The organism is Ekhidna sp., from assembly GCF_965221965.1.
Lineage (GTDB): Bacteria > Bacteroidota > Bacteroidia > Cytophagales > Cyclobacteriaceae > Ekhidna.
On record NZ_OZ244926.1, the window covers coordinates 13,931 to 34,856 of the forward strand.

Consider the following 20,926-nt stretch of genomic DNA (forward strand, 5'->3'; position numbering starts at 1 on the left):
GAATAACTGCACGGGTTTGTTAAATCTCATTAATTCATCAGGGGTTTTAGTTAATGATTTGTTAAAAAACCACTCATCCACTCATTCATGCTCCTGTGATAATTCTACCAAGAAAATATTTAGCACTTCATTAGCTTTATCCGCTCATGACTAAGACACGGATATACTGGCTTTGCCAACTATTGGGCTGGGGCATTTATGGATTTATTCAGGTTTTCCTCTATACCATCGCCCAGGGCTTTGATCCTGATCAGGTAATAGGTGTCTTATACCAAGTGATATACTTCATTGCCACTACTCATTTTTTGAGAAGCATAATCATCAGAAGAGGATGGCTTAACCTAAGGCTTAGCTATCTTATTCCACGTCTGCTGATCACCACCTTTTTGCTTAGTGGATTGAACTATGGGTACTTGCTGATCATTGAATACATCAACAACAGCATCTCCAGGCAAGACCTGATGTTTTTGACGGTGCTTATCAATACGTTGGGATATTGGGTTGTTTATTTTATCTGGGTGATTTTTTACTTCACCTTTCACTATGTAGAACGGTATAATAAATCTCTGAAGGCAGAAACAGCCGCACGAGAGGTGGAGCTGAAAAACTTAAAAGCACAGCTAAACCCACACTTTATTTTCAATGCGCTCAATAGCATACGGGCGCTGGTCGATGAAAATCCGCGTAAGTCAAAAGAGTCCATCACCCAGCTTTCTCACATTCTGAGAAATTCGCTTATGAGTGACCGAAAAAAAATGATTCCATTTATGGATGAATTGAAAACAGTCATGGACTACCTGGCGCTTGAATCCATTCGCTATGAGGAGCGGCTGGTCACCAAATTTGACATTGACCGCAACTCGGGGAAATTCATGATTCCACCTTTGATGTTGCAGACTTTAGTGGAGAATGGCATTAAACATGGCATTTCCAACCTGAAGCACGGAGGAGAAATCAGTATAACCACCATCGTAAAAAGGAAACAACTACTGCTTCAAATCCGTAATACGGGTCAGTTAACTAAGGCGATAGATGTGAAAGAAGGATTCGGGCTGGCCAATACGAGCAAACGGCTGGAGCTGATATTTGGGGAGGCCGCCAAGTTTGAAATAAAGAACGAAAACAAAAACACGGTTTTAACGTCAATCACCCTGCCCGCCATTGATTATTCAATGCGGGAAATCGATTAGATATAAGTAATTTAACCTACCAGAATGAAATGAGCATAATTAGGCATTACAGCTTCTTAGCTACAATCAGAGTTATGCGCATTCCATGTGGCCTTTGAAAAGACTAATATTTACATGAAAGCGATAATTGTTGATGATGAGCGTTTAGCGCGTAAAGAACTGATCTCACTTTTGAGCAACCACCCTGAAATAGAGGTGGTGGATGAAGCCGCTAATCCGGATGAGGCAGTGGAAAAAATAGAAAAACACAATCCCGATGTGGTCTTTTTGGATATTCAGATGCCCGGTAAAACGGGATTTGAGATGCTGGAAGGGATGGAGCGTGTGCCTCAGGTCATCTTCACTACAGCCTACGATGAGTTTGCACTAAAGGCTTTTGAATACAACGCACTCGATTATTTACTCAAACCCATACAGCCGGAAAGACTTACGGAGAGCTTAAATAAGGTAACCATCAAATCGACTGACAAGCCCGCAAAGCAACAAAAGCTGAGCAGTAAAGATCAGGTCTTCGTGAAGGACGGGGACAAGTGCTGGTTTGTAAAGCTAGAGGATGTGCGCTTGTTTGAATCGGATGGTAATTACATCAAAGTCTATTTTGACAAGTTCAAACCAATGATTCACAAATCATTGAATGCGCTAGATGAGCGACTGGATGACCGTCACTTCTTCCGCGCCAGCAGAAAGCACATCATCAACCTTGGCTGGGTAGAATCTATTGATACCTGGTTTAACGGCGGACTATTGGTGCAGCTAAAAGGAGGCGAAAAAATCGAAGTAAGCCGAAGGCAGTCGGCACGGTTTCGAGAGATGATGAGTCTTTAATCCTTCACCTCTTCCAGAAATGCTTTTTCCACGTGCCAATCTTTGGATAGTGTCAGAATCGCCGTGGTTTCCATTTCGGTCACATAGCCTTTTTTGTGGGTCTCTTCCCAGACTTCCATCAGGTATTTGATGCGGTCAGTCTCACTCATCTTCGTAAAGATTTTGGAAAGGAATTCCCGTGAGCGTTCAAAAGCAGAGAGATAGTCTTCGGCAATGAACTTATTGGCCCACTCCATCTCCTCGTGCGCCTGCATTTGATTGGCAGAGGCTTCCAGCATTTCACGTTCCTCATCATCTAGCCCGTGGTAGTGAAAGATCAGCGATTTTAAGAGTAAGAGAGCCTTTTTTGTTGTTACGTCCATTTGAACTTCAAAAGTAGAGCTTATCGCCGATTATCCCTAAGCAATTTATACAGTGAAGACTACTCTTCAGGGAAAAACAGCCGTAAAGCAATTTCATCTGCCACTAAAAACCCGTGTGGCTTTAATCGCAGAAAATCACCAGTCATTTCAATCATGTTTTTTTCATGGATTTCCTGTAGGAAAGTCGTGTGTAAATCCTCAACTCGACTACCGGACAGTGACTCAATCATTTTCAGATCCACTCCTCCGGATGTTCGAAGCTCGGTAAGAATTCGCTCATTGATCCGCTGAATATCAGAAAGTTCTTCTTGCTCAGAATATTCCAGATTCTCGTTTATTGCCTTCAGGTATTTGACATTGTTGCGCACATTGAAGCTTCTTGTATTTTTCCCATCAAATGAATGTGCTCCGGGACCAACTCCCAGGTAAGGAGTGCCTGCCCAGTATGAGTGATTGTGACGTGAGTGATATCCTTTTTTTCCGAAATTAGAGACCTCATACTGGATATATCCATTGGCAGTCAAAAAATCAATAGCGAACAGGTATTGCTCAGCAGCAGCATCCTCCGGCAGCTGGATAAGTTGGTTCTCACGTTCCCATTTCCCAAACACCGTTTTTTCTTCGATCGTCAACCCGTAAAGAGAGATATGTTCGGGATCAAGAGAAGTGATGGCCTTAAGGTCTTTTTCCCAGGCGTTTCGATCATGATTGGGAATGGCGTAAATCAAATCGAGCGAAATATTTTCAAATCCTGCCGATCTTGCATTTCTGAAAGCTTTAACCGCCTCTTCCGATGAGTGAATCCGATTCATCCACTGAAGCTTCTGTTCATCAAACGTCTGGATGCCGATGCTCAACCGATTGATCCCGTGTTTATATAATGCTTCTGATTGCGCTTTTGTCAGATCTTCCGGATTAGCTTCTAAAGTAACCTCTGCTGTGCTTGACACAGTGAAGTTTTGATGAATACTCTCCAGTAGCTTTTCGAGTTGTGGTCCCGATAATAATGAAGGTGTACCACCACCAAAATAGATAGTCACTATTTCATCTTGCAGGTAATCTTTTCTACTTACAATCTCATGGGCAATGGCATCCACCATTTCATCCTGCCTGCTCAGGTTGGTGCTGAAGTGAAAGTCACAATAGTGGCATGCCTGCCTGCAAAATGGGATATGGATATAGATGCCAGCCATGATTTGGGCTAAATTGCAAAGACCGATGCAAAGAATTCTAATTCTGTTGGTTTTTGTGTACGCCAGCGCTTCTCATGCGCAGATAAAATCTCAGGTTTTTGTGGACGGAGAATTAAAAGATAGTCGCACGTTCGCAGATACGATTCAGCTCACCAACTATATTGAGAGGCTGCAACTTGAATGGATCAATAAAGGATATTATTTCTCAGGAATTGATTCCCTTGTAAGCAATGGTGAATCGCACATTTATCTTCACAAAGGAGAGCCTCTCAAAGTGAATCTGGATGTATATAAAGGAAAGAAGCTTGCTAAGCAACTGGAGAGGGAGCTTGATAATTACTCAAACAGTGGATATCCATTCGCTTCGATATCGTTGGATTCTTTGAGCTTAAATGGAGAAGTTTTATCTGGAAAGCTGCAAATAAAATCCGGTCCTGAGATCGCATATGATTCTGCATATTTCTTCAGCCCGATTAAAACAAATCATAGCTATATCTATCAGCTACTGGATATTGTGCCGGGCGGCAAGTTCAGTGAGCGATCATATGCTCAGATCAGTAAAAAAGTTGAGCGGTCTTCCTTTCTGAGTATTCAGCGTCCAACAGATCTATCTTTTAGAAATAAGAAGGCGAAAGTTTTTTTGGATCTCAAAGAGGAGGCAGCCAATACCTTTCAGGGTGTTCTAGGACTTCAGCAAAATGGTAGCCAATCTTCAACTTTGGTAGGAAATATCGAGCTGGATATTCAAAACCTGTTTAGGTTCGGGAAGCAATTTATGTTCTCGTGGGAGCGATTTTCGGAGGAATCACAGCGATTGAATATTCTTTACAAGCATCCATTTTTTTTAGATTCCAAAATTTCACCATCCTTTCGGTTTGATCTGCTGAAACAGGATACTACGTTTCTGACCCGCCAGTTTGGACTCGGCGTGTATACTTATATAGCACCTCGGGTCGAATTGTTTTTGGAGTACGAACAGACGAAGGGGACATTGCTCTCAACAGATATTCAATTTTTAGAAGGTACCGGGCTGGCGGGATTTACCCGATCACTTTACAGCTTGCGACTCTCTCAGGGAAATTTGATGAATCTGGGTCGTCTGACTGATGGAGTGGTTTGGGCAGCCTCGGGTGGAGCTGGAAGAAAATCAGTAGATCGAAATCTGGATGTGCCTGATGCGTATTATGATACCATACAGACCAATACCAATTTTTATCAATTCGAAGGGGTGTTTGCTTATCAATTAAAAACATTCAAAAGACAAGCATTTTTTCATCACCTTACAGCAGGATCAATTGAAAATGATCAGCTGCTACAAAATGAGCTTTATCGGGTGGGTGGCCTTACCACTTTAAGAGGCTTCAATGAAAAGGCCATTTTTGCCAGACACTATTTTTTGAGTCGCATGGAGTTTAGGTCATTTTTTGAAGAGAGGAGCTATGCATATGTTTTTTATGATCAACTTATTTATCAAAGACGTGATCTCAGGGATTATCCATTTGGTGTAGGACTGGGTTTTGCGCTTGCAACTTCGTCCGGTCAATTTACTTTTGCGCTTGCTGTAGGAAACTCAGAAAATCAATCGATTTCATTCTCAACCATGAAAGCTCACTTTGGTTACATTTCACGATTCTAAATGAAAACATTTCACATCATAGCATGTCTGTTATTCGCTGGCTTCAGTGTTGCTCAACAGGACACAATCGTGGTGGTTGACTACACAAAGGTGATGATTGCAACGAATCCGGATGGAAAAGTTTACCCGATCACTTCGCTGGATAATGAGCAGCAAGTGGGGTTTTTCATTAGCGGGATGCCAGAAGGCACAATAAGAATATGTCATCCTGAGGAGCTCTTCATGTGGGTAGATGGAAGATTGTTCGACACCTTTAAGGGATGCAGTTACTATAATCCGGAAGAACTCTTTTCAAAAAAGAGAAGCGACACGCTTTATGTTTCTATCAGTACGAAGAACTCACTGGCAGACCTGAAATGTGAATTGGTGATTTTTGAAGAATTACACGTGGTTCGAGAAGAGGTGGCTTTACCGAGGGAAATAAGAAATGAATTTAATGAATTTGTGATCTTAAGTCTGTTGTTGATCCTGGCTTTTCTTGGAGTGATTGTTTCGAATTATCCAGGTAGGATTTCTTATCTATTGCAGCGGTCCTTCACTTTTAAGTTGAGTGCTTACGAATTTATCAACACTGATTTTTTCAGTGCGCAGAGTATGAACCTATTGTCTTTTTTTTCACTTTCTGTGGCTTTCACTGGACTCTACCTGGACGTTTTACTTGACAATCACCTTTTTGGCAACCCGGAAACTACCAGCGGTTTCATTTGGCAATGGCTTCAGCTTTCAATTGTCGTATTTTTTCTTTTCCTGGCAAAATGGGTCGTGATCTCCGTTGTTGCGCAGCTATTTAAATTCAGGGGGCTTAAGAATTTTCAGTTGTTTGATTTTTTAAATTTCAATACGTTTTTGCTTGTTCCGATACTTCTTGTATTGGTGTCTGACTTCATTATTAATGGTTCTGGAGATTCATGGATTGGGCCAGGCATTTTTATTGTGTTCCCAATTGTTGTTGTTCTGTTCGTGGTATGGTTCACTTTTAAATTTGTTAGTAATTCTCCACGTAAAAAACTTATGATAATTTCCTACCTTTGTGCCACTGAAATCATACCTGTTATTCTTTTAATGGGATGGTTCTACAAATAATTATATAAAGAGGAATTTACATGAGCGCGACTGATGATCTTTTGGTAATGGATAAAGAGCGATTGAAGGAAGTAAAGAGCATTTTAGTTTCACAACCAGAACCTTCCGACCCTAATTCTCCATATCATAAACTAGCGGAAAAGTACAATCTTAAAATTGACTTCCGAAAATTTATTGATATCGATCCGGTAGATATAAAGGAGTTTAGAAAGCAAAAAGTAAATATCCTCGATCACACGGCGGTAATTTTTACCAGCCGAAATGCAGTTGATCATTTCTTTCGCTTAGCTACTGAAAGCAAGATTGAAATACCAACTGATATGAAGTACTTCTGTATTTCTGAAACAACAGCTAACTACCTGCAGAAGTACATTGTCATCAGAAAGAGAAAGATATTCACAGGGGAGCGAACTGCAGCTGATTTACTTAATGTGATCAAGAAGCACAAGGATGAGAAGTTTATCTTCCCATGTTCTAATATCAGAACAGATCATATTCCTGACTTCCTCGACGAGAACCAGATGCAATGGTCAGAAGCTACTATATATAGAACAGTGGCTGCAGACCTATCTGATCTTGACGATGTGACATATGACATCATCGCATTTTTTAGTCCGTCAGGTATTGAGTCTTTGTTACAAAACTTCCCTGATTTCAAACAAAATAATACTAGAATAGCTGCCTTTGGACCCACAACTTCGCAAGCTGTAAAGGATGCCGGGCTAATTCTAGATATTCAGGCGCCTCTACCAAATGCGCCTTCTATGACTGGTGCCATTGAGGTTTATATTAAAGAGGCTAATAACATTTCTTAAGAATAAGGGTATATTATTTGTAAGAGTTATACTTACAATATGAATTGGAGCCCTAGAATCATCTGTACATTTTTATTGCTGCTTGTGGCTAGTGCTGGAGTGGCTCAGAATGATTTTTTCTTCAATCATTATATGTTTAATCCTTCCTATTACAACCCGGCATGGGTTGGTACAGAAGATCAGGCTTTTGTGGCAGCACATCACAGGAGCCAGTGGGTGGGTTATGATGCCACCTTTGATCCGGGAGGAGCTCCTACTACTCAACTTGTTTCATTAGTTGTGCCAGTGAAATCAACACTTTCAGGCTTTGGTGTTTCAGTCTCCAATGATAAAGTGGCTAATGTTAATAATTTACAAGCGCGCTTTTCGGTCTCTATCAAAAAGGACTTCCGATTTGGTCAGCTTTCACTGGGCTTGATGCCTGCAATTAATGTCCAGTCTCTTGATCCCAACTTTAGACCTGTAGATCCCAATGATGGATCAATCCCGTCAAACAAAGAATCTCAGCTTAAACCAAACCTGCACGCCGGTCTTTATTTTAAATCCAGGAAGGAATATTTCGTAGGAGTTTCCGCTGAAAACATTCTGGAGCCGGGCTTTGATTTTGGAACGGATGCTGAAAACATTGTGCCGATCAATTATTTACTGATGGGAGGCACATCTTTTGGACTAATGAGAGAGCTAGTACTCAATCCTACGATAATGGTTCGATCGGACCTGAACACTTATACATATGATATTAGTGCTATTGCGGTATACCAGGATAAAATGTGGGGAGGGTTAGCGTTTAGAAGAGCAGAGTCTCTCAGTGTATTATTAGGTTATTCATTTTTAGAGAATAATAAGCTTAAAGCCGGGTATTCATTTGATTATGTAATCAAGGATCAGGATGCTAAGCAGCCAACCTCGCATGAGGTTTTTATTCGCTATGATTTGCCGGATTTGGTCTTTGGTGGAAGGAAAGCCGTGAAAACCCCGAGGTTCACTTTTTAACCCCTCAGATAAAAGCCTTCGTCCAAATTTATCGTAAAACTTGTCCTAAATAGATTTATGATTATATATTTAGGCTGAATATCGTGCAATAATTCTTGCTAAAGTTTGTTTATTTTACATACTTGCATGTTCAATAAAGGTGTTATGAATAAAATGCGTGTTTTTACAATATCAAATTGTACTGTCCTTTGCTGCGCCATAATTCTTTCAGGTTGTGGGCTTTTTGGCGGGGATCAAGGAGACAGAGGAGAGCTGATTGGAGCTCCAGACAGACAGGGATGGGAGATGACCAGGCCATTTGGTATGGTTTCAGTTCCATCTGGTACTTTTCACATGGGGCAAGCGGATGAAGATGTAGCCGCTACTCAGATTAATTTTAACAAACAGGTAACTATTGGGGCATTCTTTATGGATGACACTGAGATCACCAATAATGAATACCGGCAATTCACTCAAAACCTCCAGGAGAGTTCTGAGATTGATTTGCCAACAGGTTATTCCATTGCGGATCTGATGCCCGATACAACTGTTTGGACAAGAGATTACACACACCATATGGGAGATCCATTGGTTGTGTATTATTGGTCTCACCCCGCTTTCGATGATTATCCGGTAGTTGGTATTGACTGGAATGCTGCGAAGTATTTCTGTGAATGGAGAACTACTTATTTAAATGAGTATCGAACAAGTGTAGGTCTCCCTGTTATGCCAAACTTCAGGCTTCCGTCTGAGGCTGAATGGGAGTATGCTTCCAGAGGAGGTAGAGATATGGCAAAATATCCTTGGGGTAACCCATACATTAGAAACGCAAAAGGTTGCTTGCTGGCAAACTTTAAGCCTGGAAGAGGTAACTATTTTGATGATGGTTATGCATATACCTCTCCAATTGGAACCTATTTTGCAAATGAGTATGGTCTATATGATATGGCAGGAAATGTTGCGGAGTGGTGCGAAGATGCCTATAATGCATCAGCCATGCCACTTACATGGGATTTGAACCCTACTTATTTTGATGAGACTATCCCTTTTAAAGTAATAAGAGGGGGATCATGGAAAGATATTGCTTACTATTTGGAAACTGGAACTCGTTCATTCGAGCATCAGGACACCACCCGCGCATCTATTGGATTCAGATGTGCAATGACTTATCTTGGTAGATCATCAGGATACGAATTTTAATTAAATCAAAAACGAATAAATTACTAACCTAAATATTATTACGATGAGCAAAAAAGGCGGATTTCAGGAGCTTCTCTATTCCACTATAATGCCGAAAATATACGGAATAGGAGCTGCAGTTGTAATCGTGGGAGCGATGTTTAAAATTCTTCACATGCCAGGTGCATCCCTTATGCTTGGGGTAGGTCTAACCACCGAGGCTGTTATTTTCTTTTTAAGTGCATTTGAACCGAAGCATGCCGAGCCGGATTGGGCGAAAGTTTACCCGGAGCTAGCAGATGACTATGATGGTCCTGCAGCAGCTCCAAGAAAAGCAGTACCTCAGGCAACCGGAGCGTCTGCTCAAATGGATAAAATGCTTGCTGAAGCGAAAGTAGGTCCGGAGCTTATAAAAAGTCTGGGCGAGGGTATGCGAAACATGGCTGAGTCTGCTAAGAAGATGTCAAATCTTAGTGATGCAGCGGTAGCTACCAACGAATATGCCGGTAACGTGAAGTCTGCTTCTAAATCATTGTCCGAGATGAACAAATCTTATGCACAGGCAATGGAAGCAATGTCAGGAATGGCAGATGCGACAAAAGATACGAAAGAGTACCACAGTCAGGTTCAGAATGTGACCAAGAGTCTGGGTGCTTTGAATGCAGTGTATGAAATGGAGTTGAAAGACGCCCAGAGTCATACCAAAGCATTGAATAAATTTTATTCAAACATTAGCGGTGCGCTTGAAAGCATGGCTGAGGCAGGAAAAGAAACTTCTGCTTTCCAGGCTGAGCTGAACAAGCTAACTTCTAACATTTCTGCTCTTAATAAGGTATACGGTAATATGCTTACCGCTATGAGAGGAAGCAATCAGTAATTAACCCTTAAAACGAACAATTATGGCAGGAGGAAAAGAAACACCACGGCAGAAAATGATCGGCATGATGTATTTGGTGCTGACAGCTTTGTTGGCATTGAATGTTAGCTCCACGGTCTTAGACAAATTCGCCTTTATCAATGAAAGTTTGGAGCGGGCAAATGCTGAAACATCTGAGCGAAACGCTCGGACCATCGTTGGTATGAAATCTGCCGCTAAGGATAAGGGTAATCGAGAAGATGACCTGAAAGTAGTTGCTGATGCAGAGGCCTTACGAGCTGAGACTACAAAAATTCTAGCCGAGCTAGAGGACTATAAAGAACAATTTGTTGAGATTACCGGAGGATATGAAGAAGGTAAAAAGGGTGACAAAAGATTCATAAATGGTAAAACTGATTATGATAAAGTAGGTCACTACATGATGCCTGAGGAAGAAGGTGGAGAAGGACACGGTGCTAAAATGAAGCAATTACTTAATGGATATGCTGAATATATTCAGGAGGTATTGAAGAAAAACGACGCTGATGAAGCTAAACTTCAACAGTATCATAAAATTGCGTTAGATGCAGACGAGGACCCAATTTATAGCCGAGATGAAAATCAAAAAGGTAAGAAGTGGTCACAGTTGGCTTTTGAAAATTCACCAACGCACGCAGGATTAGCGACAGTAAGTGAGTTTCAGGCGAATGTTCTGGCTTTTGAAACTTCTGCCCTTGACTTTTTGGTAAAAAGAGTGGGTCTAAAGGACATTACTTTTGATCAAATCCGACCTGTTGTAATGCCAGAGTCTAAATATGTAGCGGCAGGTACTAAGTATCGTGCAGATATGTTTATTGCTGCTTCAGCCTCGGGATTGAATGACAAAATGGTTATGACCTATAATGGTGAGGAAGCTCCTGTTGTTGGGGGTGTAGGTAAAGTAGAGTTTACTGCCACTCCGGGAAACTACGATAAGAGTGGTAACGCCAGAAAGGAAATCGTCGCATCCATTACTGTTCCTCAGGGAGGTGGTAGTGATACAACTTTTACTGATACCATTGAATATTATGTGGTTCGCCCAGTAATTCAAATTCAATCGCAATCAGTAAACGCACTTTATTACAACTGTGGAAATAAGCTTGATGTACAGGTTCCTGCTTTAGGAACATCTTATAATCCATCATTCTCCGCAAAAGGAGGTGATGCAATTAAAGGATCTCAAACAGGTCAGGTAACTGTTGTGCCAAGAGCTCAAAATGTTACTTTGACAGTTTCAAGTGGAGGTAATGTAATTGGTTCGCGAGAGTTTTCTGTGAGAAGTATTCCAGCACCAGATATTAAGGTGTTTACCGGTGCGGGAGAAGTAAACTTGAAAGAGGGTATTGATTCCGGAACACCAGAACTTTTCCTAAGAGCGATACCAGATGAAAGTTTTGCTCAATTCCTTCCTGATGATGCTAAGTTTAGAGTAGCAGAAGCTGAGGTGACCTTAGTAAGTGGAGGTTTGGGAAGAGGATCGATCCGTGCCGGAGAGCAAATCAACTTGAGAGGAATGAGAGGAAGAAAAGGAGATCAGCTGGTAATAGAGATCAAAAAGGTACAGAGACAAAACTTCAGGAAGCAAGTGGAAACCTTTCCCAAGCACACTCGCTTTATCAATATTTCATTGAAGTAGACTTGTCAGATAAAACAGTGTTATGAAAAAATTAGGTTATGTAATTGTTTTTAGTCTTTCGCTCACCTTTGGGTTTGCGCAAGAGGAGTTGGCACCTTTGGTAAAACCAGAGGTTGAGGAATCTCAGGTGATGTTTAAAAAGACCGTTTGGAGAAGAATGGATTTGGAAGAGAAGCAAAACCGGCCTTTCTTTTCCTTAAACGGGGAGGTTTCCAGGTTGTTGATCGAAGCAGTAGATGAAGGCCTTCTAACGCCTTACAGATCTGACTCATGTATCAACTTCATGCCGGATATCATTTTCGTATCCAATATTTCTGTTGAGCGAGAGCAAAACCCGTTTGTGGGAGGTGGCTTCAATTCCGGAGGATTTGATTCTTTTGGAGATGAATCTACAGACGATGCGGCAGCAGATGAGCAGGGAGAAGAAGCACGTCAGGAAGCAATACCTGAGAACTATTTCTCAGTACTTTATATAAAGGAGGATGTAATCTTCGATCGAAACAGATCGAGAATGTATTATTACATCCGATCCTTGAGTATAGCTTTACCTAGAGATGCCGGATCACTATATAACCCAGCTGGGTTTGAAAAGAAAGTAGCTCACTTCAGATATGATGATGTTGTGGCATTGTTCAGAGGTCCTTACGCCGACAAAGCAATTTACTTCAATAGACAAAACCCTGGACAGCACATTAATATGAGTGATGCTTTCGAATTGAGATTATTTAATGCGCCTATCGTGAAAGTATCTAATCCTCAGGATTTGGATATTCGCCAGCTTTATGCTGATGAAATGGCAGAGGATCCTTTGAAGGTTATAGTGATACAGCAAAAATATGAGTATGACTTGATGGAGTACGAGTCAGAACTCTGGGAATATTAATTTTGATTTTAACCTAACCCTAATCCACCGTAAAATGAACATTCGTAATTTACTCTCCTTTTTTTTGATCATTGGATGCATTGTAGTCTCTGCACAGGAGTTTGGAGAGTTTACAGATGCCAGAGATGGTAAAGTCTATAAGACCGTGACTATTGATATAGCACTCGAGGGAGGTGTTTATGTAAAAAGAACCTGGATGGCGCAAAACCTGGCCTATGAAGTTCCTGAATCTTTCTGTTACAAGAATGAATCAGCTTATTGTGAGGCTTTTGGCAGGTTGTATACCTTCAAGGCAGCAAAGGAGGCTTGCCCTGATGGATGGCATGTTCCTACTATCGGAGAGTGGCAGTTACTTTTTAATACCTTTGGTGGTATTCATGATGCGGGTATTGCAATTCAAAAGGGCGGAGAGAGCGGATTAGATTTAGTGCTTGGTGGATTTGGCGATCCGGGCAGAGTTTTTAAGAATGTTGGGATCAGTGGTAATTACTGGGATGCAGAGAAAAAGTCTGATAATACTTCCGGTCTGATATCTGTTCAAAAAGGATCAAAAGAAATTTATCATAGTGTAATTGGTGATTGGCACAGAAACAGCTGTCGATGTGTCAAAGACTATTAATTGCAATAAGAATTAAGTTTTTAAAAGGAGATCATCAAAGGTCTCCTTTTTTTATTGCTTCAAGTACAATGTTTGTTTTCGATTTACCAATCAGGTCAATCAGGTCTTTTTCTGCTGATTGTTTTAACCTGGAAATACTTTTGAATTCTCTTAGGAGCGTTTCTTTTGTTTTAGTACCAATTCCACTAATCTCATCTAAGGCGGAGCTATAAGACGACTTACTCCTTTTCTGTCTGTGAAAAGTAATCGCAAATCTGTGGGCTTCATCCCTGAGTTGTTGGATGAGTTTTAATGATGTTGATTTCTTACTTATATATAAAGGTATATCGTCATCCGGGAAGTATATCTCTTCTAGTTTCTTCGCAATGCCAATGATGGGTATTTGACCGTAAATACTCAATTCTTTAAGGGCTTCACAGGCGGCACTAAGCTGTCCTTTTCCTCCGTCAATGACAATTAATTGGGGAAATGGAAGACCTTCATTTTTCAGGTAGGAATACCTTCTTCCAACAACTTCTTTCATGGAGGCAAAATCATCAGGACCTTTGACCGTTTTGATATTGAATTTTCGATAATTCGATTTCGACGGTTTGCCATCAATGAAGCACACCATTGATGCAACAGGATTTGTGCCTTGAATATTGGAATTATCGAAGCATTCAATTTGAACCGGAAGTTCAGGGAGCTTTAAATCAGACTGTAGATTTTGCAGAATGGCCTCATTGGGCTGAGCGCTTTTTCGTGAGAATTTTTCTTTCTTGAAGAAAAGTGCATTTTTATGTGAAAGCTCAACAAGCTTCTTCTTGTCACCTATTTTAGGTATGATCACTTCTACATTTTCCCAACCCTCAACTGGGTAATTGGTAAGGATAAAAGGATTATTGCTGCCATACTTTTTTCTTAGATCAAAGATCGAGAACCGGAATACATCTGCATTGTCTTCCTCAATTTTCTTCTTTACCTCAATTGTTTCCGAATTGACAATGGCTCCATTCTCTATCTTCATGTAATTGATAAACAATGATTTTTCATTGCTCGACTCAGTCATCGTAAAGACATCAGTGCTGGTAATTTTTTGGTTAACGATAAGTGATCGGGATTGGAATTTTTCGAGCCTGTCCAGTTTATCTTTATAGGATTGTGCCAACTCAAATTTCAGCTCTTCAGATGCTGCTTGCATCTTTTCTTTATAGGACCTGCTCACAATACCAATTTTCCCTTTCAGGATTTTGCGAGCCTCATCAATGTCTTTCAGGTAATCGGATTCGGACTGAAGCCCTTCACAGGGACCCAAACAATTTCCAATGTGATATTCCAGGCAGACTTTAAACTTCTTTTTTTTGATATTCTCTTCTGAGAGATTGTATTTGCAGGTCCGAATTTTATGAAGCTTTCGAATCAAGTCAAGGACCCCATTCATAGCTTTTACACTGGTATATGGGCCAAAGTATTCTCCTTTTGAGTGATCAATTCTGCGGGTAGAATAGATGCGAGGGAATCGTTCGTTTGTTATGCAGATACTTGGAAAGCTTTTGTCATCCTTCAGAAGAATATTATACCTCGGCTGATGTTCTTTGATAAGGTTATTCTCCAGGAGAAGCGCGTCAAACTCAGAAGAGACTATTACGAACTCGATTTGCTTGATTTCTGAAACCAGTCGATAAGTTTTTCTATTGTCAAGGTTGGCTTTTGTAAAGTAGCTCGAAACTCTCTTTTTCAGGCTTTTAGCCTTTCCAACATAAATGATAGTGTTTTCCTTATCAAGGAATTTGTAAATTCCAGGCTTTTCCGGAAGCTTTAGATAGTCCTCTCGAGAGTATCGTTGAAACTGCATTACATGAAATCATCTTCATCAACTACGTCATAATCAACAGTATCAGATGGGTTTGTGTTCTCCTTGTAGAGTTCACAGTCAATCACTGTATTGAGTGGCTTGGTAGGCTTTTCGAAATACCCTTTCTCATAACCTAATGCCTCATCGGCATAGACTTTATGCATGTACCTTTCCCAAATTGGTAGAGCCGTTCTTCCTCCTTGACCCATGGCCCAATTTCTAAACCTAATGCTTCTGTCATCTCCGCCTACCCATGCGCCTGATACAAGATCTTTCGTAACACCAATGAACCAACCGTCAGAAGCATTCTGAGTAGTTCCGGTCTTTGCTCCTATTTCATTGTTTAGCTTCAACTCATAGTCTAATGCACGGCCAGTTCCCATCTCCACAACTCCCTTGAGCATATGAAGCATTACGTATGCTGTTTCTTCATTGATGGCTTCCTGTTCATCTGGAACAAATTGCTGGATGACATTACCATTTTTATCTTCGATTCTAGAGATGAAAAAAGGCTTAATATGTGTTCCTTTATTCACGAACGTGGAGTAAGCTCCAACCATTTCATAAATGGAGACATCACCCCCTGCTCCAAGACATAGGGATGGGACGGCATCCAATTGACTTTCAATCCCCAACCTTTTAGCATAATCAACGACTGTAGACGGACCAATACGGTTCATCATGAATGCCGTTATACTATTGACTGACTGTGCCATCGCTTGACGGATAGTCATTACCTCGCCTGTAAATCTTCCATTGGAGTTTTGAGGAACCCATGTCGGAGGATCCTGTCCTGGAAGACTAAATGAAACCGGGGCATCTACAACAGGAAAACAAGGCGAGTATCCATTATCAATAGCAGCAGTATATACGATTGGTTTAAATGTTGAGCCTGGTTGTCTTTTACCTTGCTGCACATGATCGAATTTGAAATACTCATGATTGATCCCTCCTACCCATGCTTTGATGTACCCTGTTCTTGGGTCCATGGACATAAAGCCGGCTTGTAGAAAACGTTTATAGTAATTCAACGAATCATAAGAGCTGAAAACAGTATCAATTTCTCCTTCCCAGGAGAATACTCTCATCTTCTTTTTCTTATTCAGGTAGTAGTTTATCGAATCTTTCTGATCTCCAAATCTGTCTCGAAGACTCCTGTAAACATCCGTTCTTTTGATGGCCATGTCCAGAAACTCCGGAATCTCGTTGTTATCATCGTCGATCCACGGATTTTCTCCTTTCCAATGCTCATTGAAAATTTGCTGAAGGGTATCCATGTGTTCGGCCACCGCCTCTTCAGCATATTGCTGCATTCGGCTGTCAATGGTGGTGTAAATCTTAAGCCCATCATCGAAGAGGTCATATCCGTTTTCGATTGCCCAGTTGACTAAATAATTCTTTGCCACTGTTCTAAAGTAGGTGGCCAGTCCTTCATTCTGACTTTCAACTTTATAATTGAGCTCAATTGAATCTCTATTCAGAGTATCGAACCGGATTCTATCTATGATGCCATACTTATGCAGATTCCATAGGACTTCTGTTCGCTTGCGATGTGCATTATCAGGATTTAACACGGGGCTCCAGCGAGTTGGAGCGTTGATGGCACCAACTAGTACAGCAGATTCAGCATAATTAAGTTGAGATGGGAGCTTGTTAAAGAATGTACTTGCTGCTACTTTGATGCCGTATGAGTTACTTCCAAATTCCACAGTATTCAGATACATAGCTAGAATCTCCTCTTTGGTATAGGATTTTTCCAATTGTACTGCGATAATCCACTCTTTCAGTTTGGTAATGATTTGTCCAAGTGTACGGGATTTATAAAGCGAACCTTGTTCGGCTGTATTGGTCCTAAACAAATTTTCGGCAAGCTGCATGGTGAGTGTGCTACCTCCCCCCTGGAATGAAAAGGTGAGCTTACCAATTACTGCACGAACCAATCCCTTTAGGTCAATCCCCGAGTGGTTTTTGAAGCGAACATCTTCAGTTACTAATAGGGTGTTAACCAATTCAGGGGAAAGTTCTTCGTAGGTTACAGGTGTCCTGTTTTTACGAAAGTATTTCCCAAGGGATACTCCATCGGCACTGATCAATTCCGAAGATAAGTCGGGATCTGGACGCTCTAATGCCTGAAGGCTGGGGAGTCCACCAAACCACCCAAAGGCATCATTTTTGACCATTAAAAAGATGGTGGGAATGCCTAAAACTCCCAAAATGAATACGATCCAAAAAACTCTTAATGAGTATTTAATAAGCTTTTGCTTCATCAATAATGCTTTTCAAAAAACGTCAGATATGCAGACACATCTTTTGTCCTGTAGAAGATATCAAAGTTATCTTCTGTAATTACAAATACCTCAAACTTTTGTCCTTTAAATGTATCTCTTAAGTTGATCTCCTCCTTAAAGGAGTTCATAAAATTGACGGCAGTGCTTTTCCCAGGGAATATATTAATCAATAGCATTGACTTTTCGTCGCTAAGAATGAGGTTTCCTGTTTTTAGGTTGGATAGGTTTTTTTCTTTTAGATAGTTGGTGACAAGGCTGGGGAGCTTATCGGACATGTCAGATTTGATATCATAAACAATGACAAATAAGTGTTTCTGTGTAAAATCTTCAATGAATCTCGCTTTAGCACTGTTATATCTTTTTTGTTGAAAATTCTCAGATGCAGTGAGGAGTGATTGGGCATAAGTCACCAGTTCGCTTTCTGGGTAATTTTTAATGAATTCTCCGATCTCAAATTGATACTTATGATCCTCCTCCATCTGGCCAATAGCGAGTACCCTTAATAGGGCCACATTATCACTAAATTCATTATCCGGATGTTGGCTTAGAGCACTATCAGCAGCAAATAAAACCGATTGATATTCTGTTTCTTTATACAGACCGTATAATCTTTTGTACAGTTTTTTTAATTGTTCACTAATTGCAAAACTTTCTTCACGATAGTTGGGGTTGTCCACCAGCTTAGCATAAATAGTCTCAGGATATTTTTGCTTAAGGACATTGCCCTTTTGTGTGGATTTATTTGGGTTAATTTTTTTGTAAAGCAGATAAAGTTGATAGAGCACTTCTGCTTCATATTCCGTCTGAGGAAATCTAGAAAGAAGTTCTTCAAAAGACTCAGCGGCATTTCCATCCTCCTCTAGTCTTAAATTATAAATGTTCCCAAGATTATATAAGGCATCCTCAATTTCACCTAATAATACATCTTTTTGCTCTTGAGTTGTAGGAATATCTGACATGAGTCTCCTCGCTTCATCCTCCACTGATTCCTTTTCAGCCTCCTCTCCTGTTGCTTCAGACCTGTCATTTGATGCAATTGTTTCATCATCAGTAGGCGGTGCATTTAATTGCGAGGCTGATTTATTCTTTCGCCTCCAGTCATCTTCCAATGGTCTATCACCCCATTTACGAATAAAATCATTACGTCCCTTGCTCAATGCGCTGGAGTTGTTGAAGTACCACACCGAACCGGATGAGGCCGTTGTTATCAAGTTGTTATCTGAACTTTCAGAAATATTTCTTGCACGGTTAATGGCAGCTTGTTTTTCTTTTTTCTTTCGCTCCTCTTCCTCAGTTCTTTCTTTTTTTAATTTGGCAGTAAGCATTGACAGTACAGAGTCTTCCGGAAGGGAGGCCAGGTGGAGTAAGCTGTCATTTTCCTGAATGGTGACAATCTGCTCGACGAAATCTACTAAAATTTCCTGCCGTTCCTTGATTGCCTCATAGTTATTTTCATCTTTTGGCATGGTGCTCACTGTGCTGTCATAATAGCTTTTAGCAAGGACGAAATCCTTGAGTGTATCGTAGTAGATTTCACCAAGACTCAGGTAGGAATAGGCTTTTTGTCGTTGGTTTCCTTCGCTTGACCTTACTGACAGCTTATAGTTTTTGATTGCCTCTTCTACATTGCCGTTCTTCAACTCAAAGCCAGCGAGTTCATAGTATATCTTGTCACGATACTCCTTATTCTTGGGATCTTTGAGTAGGTTTTTGAAGTATTTTTGGATTTTTTTCAGATCCCCTTGATCGGCTAGCTCTGTTACCTGAGCCATGTAGAGTTTTGCGTAAAATTCAAGCTCGTAGCTTGGATTATTCTTCAGTACATTTTTGTAATACCTGAATGCTTCACTTTCAAAGTTTAGCTCATGAAATGTCTGTCCTATTATGAAATTAATACGGGCTTTATCTGAAGACTTTAGTAACTCTTCGGCTTTTACCAGGCTCCCCACCATTTTACTTTGATCACCTTTCTTTTGATACAGATAGGCGGTGTTTAGATGCATTCTGCGCTGATTCTCTTTACTCAGCTCTTCTTTTGCCAGGTAATCCGTTACTGCAACTGCATTATTATACTCTTCAAACTCAGTGAAACTCCTTATTAATTCTGTGAGGGCATGATGCCTCGCATTATCATCCTCACTATGAGTATTTACATATTTAAAGGTCTCAATAGCATCGGGAAACTCCCGTGCATAGTATCTCGCTTTGCCAACTAAAATATAGCTATCATCTTCCCACTTGCTATTTGGGTGGCGCTGGATAGCAATTGAAGCTTTTTGAATACAATCCTCAATTGGTTCTTTCAGAGAGGCCGATTTAGCTGAATCAAACTGGGCGTAGATGGGTAAAACTTTATTGTAATTCCATTCCTGGCTTTCAAAAATGGATGTTTCGATTTCATTGATTCGCTCATTAGCGATGAAATATGCATTGAAGTGGGCTGTGAGATCGTGATAGGAGTTGCTTAAGGGGTTGTTTTTGTAAGGAGAACAACCTGCTAGAAGCAAGATCAAGCACACGGAAAACAATTTTTTCAAAATACGCCTAAACGGGTTCGATAAATAACGATCGCAAATTCAATTTGGTGTAAAGATAAAACAAGGGGTGATTGCATACCTTTGTCGCCTTAAATTGCAATTTATGGCTGCAAGAAAAACATTTAGCAACTGGCTAACGAATAAATACCTGCTCATTATCCGTAATGAAGAAAATTTTGCGGAAAAGACAACATTTAGCTTCAATTATGCCAGATTGTTTCTTCTTCTCGCAGGGGTTGGATTACTCCTCCTTTCACTAGCTGTTTATCTGGTAACCGTGGCTTTAGAACAATGGCTAGACCCCAGACATGCGCAAATGGAGGCCAACCGTCAGGTGTTGGAGTTGTCCATGACCGTTGACTCTTTAGCTCAGGAGGTAGAAAATAAAAACATTTACATTGAGAATGTGCGCAAGATCATCGCGGGAGAGGAAATCGACCAGAGTATGGATGTGAGTCCCGAATCTGATTTGCAGCCAGCCGAATTGAATGAGACAATACAGCCTGTTGATTCCCAGTTCCGAGCCGAATTTGAAGGGTCTGAGCTTGCTGAGATCACAGCTTTGCCTATCTCCGTTTCTTCCAATATTTATGAGTTGAGGGATGTTTATCTGTTCAGCCCTCTGGATGGAATCATTACAGATGGCTTTAATCCTAAGGCCGATCATTATGGGGTAGATATGGTAGCGCCTGAAAACGAACCCGTACGTTCTGTTGCTGACGGAGTGGTTATTATGTCATCCTGGACGCTGGATGGTGGGTATATTTTAGCAATTCAGCACCCGGGCAACTTAATTTCGGTGTATAAACACAATTCGGAATTATTTAAAAACGTTGGTAGTTTTGTGGCGGCTGGAGAAGTTGTAGCCACTATCGGAAATACAGGTGAGTTGACATCAGGGCCGCATTTACATTTAGAATTGTGGCATAATGGCAACCCTGTAAATCCACAAGAGTATATTGCACTATAAAATCAGGCT

Annotated in this window: 17 protein-coding genes; 12 read left to right on the forward strand and 5 right to left on the reverse strand. The window is 40.8% G+C overall.

The features are described 5' to 3' along the window. Positions 1-146 precede the first annotated feature (146 nt). Positions 147-1,190, forward strand: coding sequence for a sensor histidine kinase (locus ACOQON_RS00070; RefSeq protein WP_420576886.1), 1,044 nt, complete (start codon positions 147-149; stop codon positions 1,188-1,190). A gap of 114 nt (positions 1,191-1,304) precedes the next feature. Continuing rightward, positions 1,305-2,015 carry a LytR/AlgR family response regulator transcription factor gene (locus ACOQON_RS00075; protein WP_420576887.1) on the forward strand — a complete coding sequence of 237 codons (711 nt, stop codon included), beginning with the start codon at positions 1,305-1,307 and terminating at the stop codon, positions 2,013-2,015. Here the strand turns inward: ACOQON_RS00075 and ACOQON_RS00080 are convergent. Further along, the gene (locus ACOQON_RS00080; protein ID WP_420576888.1) at positions 2,012-2,377 is read right to left on the reverse strand and encodes a hypothetical protein; all 366 of its coding nucleotides are present in this window, start codon (positions 2,375-2,377) and stop codon (positions 2,012-2,014) included. The genes ACOQON_RS00075 and ACOQON_RS00080 overlap by 4 nt on opposite strands. A gap of 59 nt (positions 2,378-2,436) precedes the next feature. After that, positions 2,437-3,570 (reverse strand): radical SAM family heme chaperone HemW, encoded by a 1,134-nt coding sequence (gene hemW / locus ACOQON_RS00085; RefSeq protein ID WP_420576889.1) that lies wholly within the window; start codon positions 3,568-3,570, stop codon positions 2,437-2,439. A 25-nt stretch (positions 3,571-3,595) separates the two neighbouring features. Here hemW and ACOQON_RS00090 point away from each other — a divergent pair, with 25 nt between their 5' ends. The 9 genes from ACOQON_RS00090 (at position 3,596) to ACOQON_RS00130 (ending at position 13,288) form a co-directional block, all read left to right on the forward strand. After that, positions 3,596-5,206, forward strand: coding sequence for a hypothetical protein (locus tag ACOQON_RS00090; RefSeq protein ID WP_420576890.1), 1,611 nt, complete (start codon positions 3,596-3,598; stop codon positions 5,204-5,206). After that, entirely contained in the window at positions 5,207-6,289 is a 1,083-nt protein-coding gene (locus tag ACOQON_RS00095) for a DUF4271 domain-containing protein (protein ID WP_420576891.1), read from the forward strand. It begins immediately after the preceding gene. A gap of 20 nt (positions 6,290-6,309) precedes the next feature. Next, positions 6,310-7,104: a uroporphyrinogen-III synthase gene (locus ACOQON_RS00100; protein WP_420576892.1), complete on the forward strand. Its 795-nt coding sequence runs from the start codon at positions 6,310-6,312 to the stop codon at positions 7,102-7,104. 39 nt (positions 7,105-7,143) lie between these two features. Then, on the forward strand, positions 7,144-8,097 hold the full coding sequence (locus ACOQON_RS00105) for a type IX secretion system membrane protein PorP/SprF (protein ID WP_420576893.1): 954 nt from the start codon (positions 7,144-7,146) through the stop codon (positions 8,095-8,097). 144 nt (positions 8,098-8,241) lie between these two features. After that, the gene (locus ACOQON_RS00110; protein WP_420576894.1) at positions 8,242-9,276 is read left to right on the forward strand and encodes an SUMF1/EgtB/PvdO family nonheme iron enzyme; all 1,035 of its coding nucleotides are present in this window, start codon (positions 8,242-8,244) and stop codon (positions 9,274-9,276) included. 43 nt (positions 9,277-9,319) lie between these two features. Then, the gene (gene gldL / locus ACOQON_RS00115; RefSeq protein WP_420576895.1) at positions 9,320-10,132 is read left to right on the forward strand and encodes a gliding motility protein GldL; all 813 of its coding nucleotides are present in this window, start codon (positions 9,320-9,322) and stop codon (positions 10,130-10,132) included. Between the two features lie 22 nt (positions 10,133-10,154). Then, positions 10,155-11,786, forward strand: coding sequence for a gliding motility protein GldM (gldM, locus tag ACOQON_RS00120; protein WP_420576896.1), 1,632 nt, complete (start codon positions 10,155-10,157; stop codon positions 11,784-11,786). A gap of 22 nt (positions 11,787-11,808) precedes the next feature. After that, positions 11,809-12,669 carry a gliding motility protein GldN gene (gene gldN / locus ACOQON_RS00125; protein ID WP_420576897.1) on the forward strand — a complete coding sequence of 287 codons (861 nt, stop codon included), beginning with the start codon at positions 11,809-11,811 and terminating at the stop codon, positions 12,667-12,669. 34 nt (positions 12,670-12,703) lie between these two features. After that, entirely contained in the window at positions 12,704-13,288 is a 585-nt protein-coding gene (locus tag ACOQON_RS00130; RefSeq protein WP_420576898.1) for an FISUMP domain-containing protein, read from the forward strand. Between the two features lie 34 nt (positions 13,289-13,322). Here the strand turns inward: ACOQON_RS00130 and uvrC are convergent, their stop codons facing one another. From uvrC to ACOQON_RS00145, 3 genes are read right to left on the reverse strand one after another with little or no spacing between them, the layout of a single operon-like run. Continuing rightward, positions 13,323-15,122 (reverse strand): excinuclease ABC subunit UvrC, encoded by a 1,800-nt coding sequence (gene uvrC, locus ACOQON_RS00135; RefSeq protein WP_420576899.1) that lies wholly within the window; start codon positions 15,120-15,122, stop codon positions 13,323-13,325. Next, complete coding sequence (locus ACOQON_RS00140) at positions 15,122-17,389, reverse strand: penicillin-binding protein 1A (RefSeq protein ID WP_420576900.1); 2,268 nt, start codon at positions 17,387-17,389, stop codon at positions 15,122-15,124. The genes uvrC and ACOQON_RS00140 overlap by 1 nt, the downstream gene beginning before the upstream one ends. Beyond that, positions 17,389-19,923 carry a tetratricopeptide repeat protein gene (locus tag ACOQON_RS00145; protein ID WP_420576901.1) on the reverse strand — a complete coding sequence of 845 codons (2,535 nt, stop codon included), beginning with the start codon at positions 19,921-19,923 and terminating at the stop codon, positions 17,389-17,391. The genes ACOQON_RS00140 and ACOQON_RS00145 overlap by 1 nt, the downstream gene beginning before the upstream one ends. 127 nt (positions 19,924-20,050) lie before the next feature. Between ACOQON_RS00145 and ACOQON_RS00150 the strand changes: the two genes are divergently transcribed. After that, entirely contained in the window at positions 20,051-20,917 is an 867-nt protein-coding gene (locus ACOQON_RS00150; RefSeq protein ID WP_420576902.1) for a M23 family metallopeptidase, read from the forward strand. The last annotated feature ends 9 nt before the right edge of the window (positions 20,918-20,926 follow it).